The organism is Caldibacillus sp. 210928-DFI.2.18 (genome assembly GCF_020554505.1).
In the GTDB taxonomy this organism is placed as follows: Bacteria; Bacillota; Bacilli; order Bacillales; family Caldibacillaceae; genus Caldifermentibacillus; species Caldifermentibacillus hisashii.
This window is the reverse complement of sequence record NZ_JAJCHL010000117.1, coordinates 1-7,983: the sequence shown is the minus strand read 5'-3', so window position 1 is coordinate 7,983 and position 7,983 is coordinate 1. Positions and strand designations below refer to the sequence as shown.

Here is a 7,983-nt window from a genome sequence, read left to right as displayed (position 1 = left end):
TTACACTTTATATTCGACAAAAAGCTCATAAATCCTTCTCCTATTTGGTTTTTTTTGTTTGTTCAGCAACCCCTACGTATGCGAAAGACTGCCCATCAATCAGGAAAAGAATTTTTCTATCATTCGTTTTCCAGTTGTTGCCTTCAATTCAAATTCATGTTATTATCATTACAATACTATATAAAGTATTAGCCAGCCCATTAAATACACAATATATTGAAAACTAGCAAGTTAAGGTGCTTTTAGAAGCTTAATAGGGAATCCGGTGAAAATCCGGAACTGTCCCCGCAACTGTAACTGCGACGAAAGGATATAAACCACTGCATCTCCTTTGATGCGGGAAGGAATCTAAGTAGGATGAAGCATAAGTCAGGAGACCTGCCATAACTTGTTCAAGTTTCAATTCTTCGGGGGATAAGGAGATGAAACGATAGTAAGATACTTTATGTATGCTTCTTTCTATCGTTTAATCCGCTTCCCTTGAGCGGATTTTTTTAGTTTAATTGGAGGATGATTTTATGGCAACAACTACACTAGAACATGAAGGAATCAATCAAAAAGAATTGGCGGCCATCATTGATCAAATGACAAACCCTTTTCCCGCCATTGACACAACCGAGTATAAAGAAAAAATTTTTCGAAGTGTTGAATTCAAGAAAAATATAAACTCCGATCAATTAACGAAATTATTCATTACCACTGCGCTTGAAAACGTTGATGAAGCAAATCGTGCCTGGTCCTATATAGCTGCACGATTTTATCTTGACCAGCTGTATAAAAAAGCAAGCAAGAACCGCGGCTATCCGGCAGAACAAAAATATGGAGACTATTACCATTTACAAAAAATACTCGTTGATAAAGGCATTTATTCTCCAAAAATACTAGAAAAATATACAAAACAAGAAATCATGGAATTAGCAAACATCATTGAGCCGGAACGTGATTTTCTTTTTGACTATATTGGTTTACACACATTAGCTACGAGATATTTAGTCACGGACCATGAGAAAAATACGTATGAATTACCTCAGGAACGTTGGCTTACGATTGCTTTATTTCTTATGCAAGACGAACCGAAAGAATTACGCTCTGTACTCGTACGTGAAGCTTACTGGGCATTATCGAATCTGTATATGACTGTGGCAACCCCGACTTTGGCAAACGCCGGACTCTCTTACGGTCAATTATCCAGTTGTTTTATTGATACCGTAGAAGATTCATTGATTGATATTTATAACTCAAACACCGATGTAGCAAGACTTTCAAAAAGTGGTGGTGGAATTGGCGTTTATATTGGGAAAGTACGGAGTCGAGGAAGTTCCATTAAAGGGTTTAAAGGAGCATCGTCCGGTGTTATTCCTTGGATTAAACAGCTGAATAACACAGCGGTTAGTGTCGATCAGCTTGGGCGGCGAAAAGGAGCTGTTGCCGTTTACCTTGATGTTTGGCATGCCGATATTCTTTCCTTTTTAGACCTGAAATTAAATAATGGTGACGAAAGACAGCGTGCCCACGATATTTTTATCGGTGTTTGTATTCCTGAGCTTTTTATGGAACAAGTGGAGAAAAGAGGAGACTGGTACTTATTTGACCCGCTTGAAGTGGAAAAAGTCATGGGATTTCGCTTGGAAGATTTTTATGATGAGAAAAAAGGAGAAGGTTCATTCCGGGAAAAATATTTTCAATGTGTAGAAAATGATGCCCTTTCGAAAACAAAAGTTCCAGCGATTCAAATTATGATACGAATGATGAAGTCACAACTCGAGACCGGTACGCCGTTTATGTTTTATCGGGATGAGGTAAACCGGAAAAACCCAAATAAACATGCCGGCATGATTTATTCCAGCAATCTTTGTACCGAAATTATGCAAAATATGTCACCAACCGTCCAATATAATGAAACGATTGACGGCGATACAATCATTACCTATAAAAAAGTTGGCGATATGGTTGTATGTAATCTATCCTCAGTCAATTTGGGAAAAGCCGTTCCGGACGATGTACTTGATCGGCTCATTCCGATTCAAGTTCGGATGCTTGATAATGTCATTGATTTGAACACAATTGAAGTAAAACAGGCCACGGCCACGAATAAAAAATATCGTTCTATCGGACTCGGTACATTTGGCTGGCATCACTTGTTGGCGCTTAAAGGGATTCATTGGGAATCAGATGAAGCTGTTCAATTGGCTGATCAATTATATGAAAAAATTGCCATGTTGACAATAAAGGCCAGCGCAGACTTAGCAAAAGAAAAAGGAGCGTATCCACTTTTTGAAGGTAGTGATTGGCAGACAGGAGCTTATTTCCAAGATCGAGGCTATATGACCGGAGACAATGCCGGGGAATGGAACAACATTATGCTTAATGTGAAAAAATACGGCATTCGTAACGGTTACTTGATGGCAGTCGCACCGAACTCAAGTACGTCGGTTATCGCCGGCTCTACAGCGAGTATCGACCCGATCTTTAAACCGTTTTACTATGAGGAAAAGAAAGATTATAAATTGCCGGTTGTTGCTCCTGACTTGGACCATCGAACATATGATATTTATCGGCGATCCGCATATATTGTCGATCAACGCTGGTCAATTAAGCAAAATGCAGCGCGCACTCGCCATATTGATCAATCAATTTCATTTAATTTTTATGTACCGCATACAATTAAAGCGCAAATTTTATTGGACTTACACATACAAGCTTGGAAATCAGGGATAAAGTCAACCTATTACGTCCGTTCAACTGCCACGGATATCGAGGAGTGCGAATGGTGTGCCTCTTAATTTCTAAATGTTGTTTGAATCATATTGACAAACATTGAAGGAGATGACAATAAATGCGCGCTATGGTTTGCTATGCAAGTTTCAGCGGGAATACAAAAGAAGTGGCTGAACTAATCTCCGGCAATTTATCGGAAGAAGGGGCAACGGTAGACATGTATCGGATTACCAATCGAAACCTCTCGATACCGGACCCTTCCATGTTTGATGCACTGTTTTTGGGGAGTTTTACTTGGGCAAAAGGAGCTACTCCCAAAATCGTTAAGGACTTTGTTTATCAACTGGGCTATAAACCGGAAAATGTCTTTGTTTTTGGCACCGGTGACACACAATTTGGCGGGGATGATTTGTTTTGTAAAGCTGCAGACAAATTGGCGAAGTTTTATGCTTCCCCCCTGCCTCCGTTAAAAATTGAACAAAGTCCGCGGGGTACCCAAGAAGGGAAAGTAATCCAATGGACAGAAGGAGTTGTCAACTATTGTCAGCAATACTTAATAAAGTAAAAGTTTTAGAACCGGAAAATCCAAATAAATCGACGGCTTTGTTTGGCGGAAAAGCAAGCGGAATATTAAATTGGAATGATCTCGCTTATCCGCATTTCTATGATTATCGGGAACAAATTCGCGCGTTATTCTGGCGGGCAAGTGAAGTCGATATGACGCATGACATTAAACAATTTCCCCAACTTTCCGCGGCCGAACAAGAAGCTTTTTTGAAGATTATTGGCTTATTGGCTACATTGGACGGACCGCAAACCGATATTGCGATGCGGATTGCCGATTTTGCCACCGATCCATCGGTAAAATCAATTATGGCAACAATTGCCGACCAAGAAAGCGAGCATAATCACAGTTACGCCTATGTGTTGTCATCGGTTACGACATTTGACCGGCAATTGGAATCATTTGAAACCGGTCGGCGGGATCCGGTTTTATTAAAACGGAATGAACGAATTATGGATGTATATAATACCTTTGCGGCTGAACCGACCATTATACATGTGTTAAAAACGATGGTTTACAGCTCTTTACTTGAAGGTTTATTCTTTTATTCCGGTTTTGCCTTCTTTTATCATTTGGCAAGACAGCAAAAAATGGTCGGTACATCGACAATGATTTCTTATATAAATCGGGATGAATTGCAGCACGGTAAATTTATAAGTGAGCTGTTTCGAGCAACACTGGCGGAAAACCCTGCGTATAATACAGAGCAATTTACCGACTGGGTTTATGAACAGTTTCAATATGCCGTTGAGCAAGAAACCATTTGGAGTCGTTATGTTTTGTCCGACATTGACGGGATTGATTTAGTGGAAATGGAGGGCTATATTAAATACCGTGCCAACAAAATGCTTCGTTTATTGGGATTAAGTGATTTATATTCGGATCATACCGAAAATCCGATGAAATGGATCCGTGCCTATATTGACAATTTCGATGATACAAAAACCGACTTTTTCGAACAAAAATCCCGGCAGTACACCAAAGTCGGGGATTTGAACGGGTTTGATGAGCTGTAATTATATAAAAAGTGACAAATAGCCTATCTCCTACACTCCTCTGATTGTTTAAGGAGGTGGTGGGCGTTCAGATCCGCGAATAATGGACCATTGTCTTTGTTCTAAACGAGGATTACTTTGGTTGATTAGTCAATGTTTTTCACTATACCGATTGTAATCCAGATTTTTCATGAGCATCCATTAAAGAGATTGTTTTTTACTTTATTTCCTTGATTTTTTATGATAGGATACCAATATATAAACGAAACGAATATAGAAGTACAATTGAATATGTAGAAGTTTAATTAGGAGGAGTCTGTCACCAAGGGATAAGTATACCCTTAGTAACAGGCTCTTTTTGTATGTTGTTATCCTGATCTTAAGCCCCCTACCGCAAGAATTCGGGTTTACAAAAAAGATAGATGGGAATTTTAATAAAATAGGGAAAGGTGGAATCTTATGTTTATTCTTCAATTAGCACTTATTATTTTTGCAGCCAAACTTGCGGGAAGCCTGAGTATAAAGTTTGGTCAACCTTCCGTATTGGGAGAAATCATTGTCGGGATTTTATTAGGGCCTTCTGTTTTCGGACTAATCAGTGCGTCAGATACACTATCAACATTTAGTACAATTGGTGTTATCCTGCTCATGTTCATCGCCGGACTAGAAACGGATCTTGATGAATTTAAACGTTCCGGAAAGTCATCAACCCTTGTGGGTTTCGGCGGAATTATCGTCCCGTTATTTTTAGGATATCTTGCAGGGGCAATAATGGATTTAACGAACTTACAATCTTGGTTTTTAGGTGTTATGCTATCAGCGACAAGTGTAAGTATTTCTGTTCAAACCCTAAAAGAACTGAATCAGTTAAAAACTCCTGAAGGTACGACGATATTAGGGGCAGCCGTTATTGATGATGTTGTTGTCATGATCATTTTAGCCTTCTTAATGAGTTTTGTTGGTGGTGGGGATATATCGTTAACAACATTAGTAATCAAGAAAGTATTGTTCTTTGCCGTAGCTATTGTAATTGCTTGGAAAGTGGTCCCATGGGTAATGAATCATTTTACAAAGTTACCGGTTAGTGAAACGGTAATTTCAACTGCTTTGTTTATTTGTTTTGTCTATTCATTTGCAGCTGAATACACGGGGGTTGCTAATATTATTGGAGCTTATATTGCCGGTATAGCCATTAGCCTGACCAAATTCAAGCATGAAGTTTTTGAAAAAGTGGAAACGATTAGTTACTCGATTTTTGTTCCCGTATTTTTTGCCTATATTGGTATTTCGGCGGAGTTTACAGGTATTCTCGATCATTTAGGTACGATTATTCTCCTTAGTATATTGGCGATCTTAACTAAATTTGTAGGTGCGGGACTGGGTGCTAAACTATCCGGATTTGGTTGGAATAGCTCAATGGGAATTGGTTCGGCAATGGTTTCCCGGGGTGAAGTTGCATTAATCGTAGCGACAATGGGCTTATCTGCAAATTTAATTACCCAAGATTTATATGCTTCGTCCATCGCTGTTGTTATTATAACGACCGTTGTTACACCCCCAATGATGAAATGGTTTTTCCAATCGAAAAATCAAACACAATCAGTCCGTAACTAATTTGATTCTTGAAATGGGTCTGTCAGCATCTATGACTATAGTTGCTGACTTTCTTATACGTTCATATTTTAGGTTTTACGTATAGCTGGTTGGGTCCTTCAAAGCATAGTCTTTGCGGTTGAGAAGAAAATTGTTTACTTATTGGCTGTACCAAAGTAAAAGGTTACCGATTTATTTGATTGACAATTTTCATATTTTCAACTAAACTTTAATTGACCAGTGGTTAATAAGGAGGATACTAATGGCGCCAAGAAAATTCGCTGAACAAGAGCTTTCAAGGGAAATGATTATGGACCGGGCACGGGAATTATTTGTGACAAAAGGTTATCAACATGTATCAATGAGGCAAGTTGCGAAAGAATTAAATTGTAGTCATGGGGCAATTTACTACCATTTTAAAAATAAAGCAGAGCTATTTTATGCACTCGTCGAAGAACACTTTCAAATGTTAGACCAGGTTTTAGATCATATTATGAATGAAGATCTCCATTCCACAGAAAAATTGAAAAAAATTATGTTAGGGTTTATCAAATTTGGATTAACTTATCAAAATCATTACGAAATCATGTTTTTAATTAAAGAAGAAGATGTATTAAACTTTATTAATCAGGGACCAAATAAAAGTTATGATAAATTTGCCCAAGCATTATCTCTACTAAGTGATGGAAAATTAACGATTCAAGAAATTTGGTGTATCTTCCTCTCCTTACACGGATTTGTGACACATTATATTCGCCATGTTGTTTCTTATAATGAAGTGGAACAATTAGCTCAGTTTCATGTCAACTTTTTGTTAAAATCAATTTTGTGATTAGCACCCCCAAAGATTTTATTGGAAAATTTCGTCAAAAATAATGTTATTTAGATTTATCGAGTTTCAATACATTGTAAATTGAGCGTTCTCTTTTTAATAATGGGCTTTTGGGGTGGTAACCATTTTTTTAATAACATTTGACCAGCGGTTAATAAAATTTTAGGAGGAATCTTTATGAAAAGAGCATTAGTCTTGGGCGCATCCGGGGGTATGGGGTATTCTATTGTGAACGAGTTGACTGACAGGGGAATCGAAGTTATCGCTTTTGCACGGACAAAAAAGAAGCTAGAGAAACTTTTCAGTGCTAAGCAAAATGTAATTTTACAGGTGATATTTTTAAATTAGAGGATTTGATGGAAGCTGCAGCAAATGTGGACATTATTTTTCAAGCAGCAAATATTCCCTATCCTGAGTGGGAAGAAAAACTTGTCAACTTTATCGGTCAAGTTGTTCAAGTTACCGAAACGAAGAACATTAAATTAGCCTTGGTTGATAATATTTATGCATATGGGAAGAATCCCGGTATAAAGGTAAATGAACAAACACCGAAAAACCCACATACGAAGAAGGGAAATATTCGACTTCAAGTGGCAAACATGGTCATGCAAGCAAATAATAAATCTTTTATTGCTCACTTTCCTGATTTTTATGGACCAAATGCTGAAAATACACTTCTTCATTATACCTTACAGAGGGCTTTGGCAAATAAACCGTCCATCTACATAGGGAATCAAAAGATTGCAAGAGAGTTCATTTTCACCCCGGATGGTGCTAAAGCGCTGGTGGAACTTGCCTTAAATGAAACAAGCTATGGGGAAGAGTGGAATATTCCCGGACATAGTGTCATTACAGGAGAGGAAATAGTCAAGATTATTCGGGAGTTAACCGGCTATAATAAAAAAGTCTTTACGGTTACAAAATCAATGATTCAAATGCTCGGATTATTTAACCCAATGATGCGTGAAGTAGTTGAATTGTTTTACTTGAATGAAGATCCGGTTGTGTTATCAGGCGAAAAATTTGAAAGACGAATCGGCCCGCTACCTCGAACATCTTATTATGATGGACTGAAACAAACGATTGACTATATGAGAGGAACGGTAAAAGTATAATATAGTTCTCGTCGGCATTTTTGAGGCGTGAAATGGCAATTTTTAGCGATGACACCTGTTCTCGTCACCATTTTGAGTCGAGAAACTCCACTTTTTGGCGGCGAGACCTTTTCTCGTCGTCGTTTTGTGCCGCAAAACCGCATTTTTTGGCGACGAGACCACTTC

The 7,983-nt window shown here is 38.2% G+C and carries 6 protein-coding genes, 1 pseudogene and 1 riboswitch; all 7 genes and pseudogenes read left to right on the top strand.

Features of this window, described 5'->3' with window-relative positions:
- A partial coding sequence (locus LIZ98_RS16080) for a hypothetical protein (RefSeq protein ID WP_227203132.1) occupies positions 1 to 227 on the top strand: 227 nt, incomplete at its 5' end.
- A riboswitch (cobalamin riboswitch) is annotated at positions 218 to 400 on the top strand. (Overlaps the previous gene by 10 nt.)
- Before the next feature lie 118 nt (positions 401 to 518).
- Complete coding sequence (locus LIZ98_RS16075) at positions 519 to 2,783, top strand: ribonucleoside-diphosphate reductase subunit alpha (protein ID WP_227140249.1); 2,265 nt, start codon at positions 519 to 521, stop codon at positions 2,781 to 2,783.
- Positions 2,784 to 2,836: 53 nt separating this feature from the next.
- Positions 2,837 to 3,283, top strand: coding sequence for a flavodoxin (locus tag LIZ98_RS16070; RefSeq protein ID WP_034767354.1), 447 nt, complete (start codon positions 2,837 to 2,839; stop codon positions 3,281 to 3,283).
- Positions 3,235 to 4,299: a ribonucleotide-diphosphate reductase subunit beta gene (locus LIZ98_RS16065; protein WP_227140250.1), complete on the top strand. Its 1,065-nt coding sequence runs from the start codon at positions 3,235 to 3,237 to the stop codon at positions 4,297 to 4,299. Before LIZ98_RS16070 ends, LIZ98_RS16065 begins: the two co-directional genes overlap by 49 nt.
- Positions 4,300 to 4,737: 438 nt before the next feature.
- The gene (locus tag LIZ98_RS16060) at positions 4,738 to 5,892 is read left to right on the top strand and encodes a cation:proton antiporter (RefSeq protein ID WP_227140251.1); all 1,155 of its coding nucleotides are present in this window, start codon (positions 4,738 to 4,740) and stop codon (positions 5,890 to 5,892) included.
- A gap of 241 nt (positions 5,893 to 6,133) precedes the next feature.
- Positions 6,134 to 6,703 (top strand): TetR/AcrR family transcriptional regulator, encoded by a 570-nt coding sequence (locus tag LIZ98_RS16055; RefSeq protein ID WP_227140252.1) that lies wholly within the window; start codon positions 6,134 to 6,136, stop codon positions 6,701 to 6,703.
- 177 nt (positions 6,704 to 6,880) lie between these two features.
- Positions 6,881 to 7,818: pseudogene (locus LIZ98_RS16050) on the top strand (SDR family NAD(P)-dependent oxidoreductase).
- Positions 7,819 to 7,983: the final 165 nt, after the last annotated feature.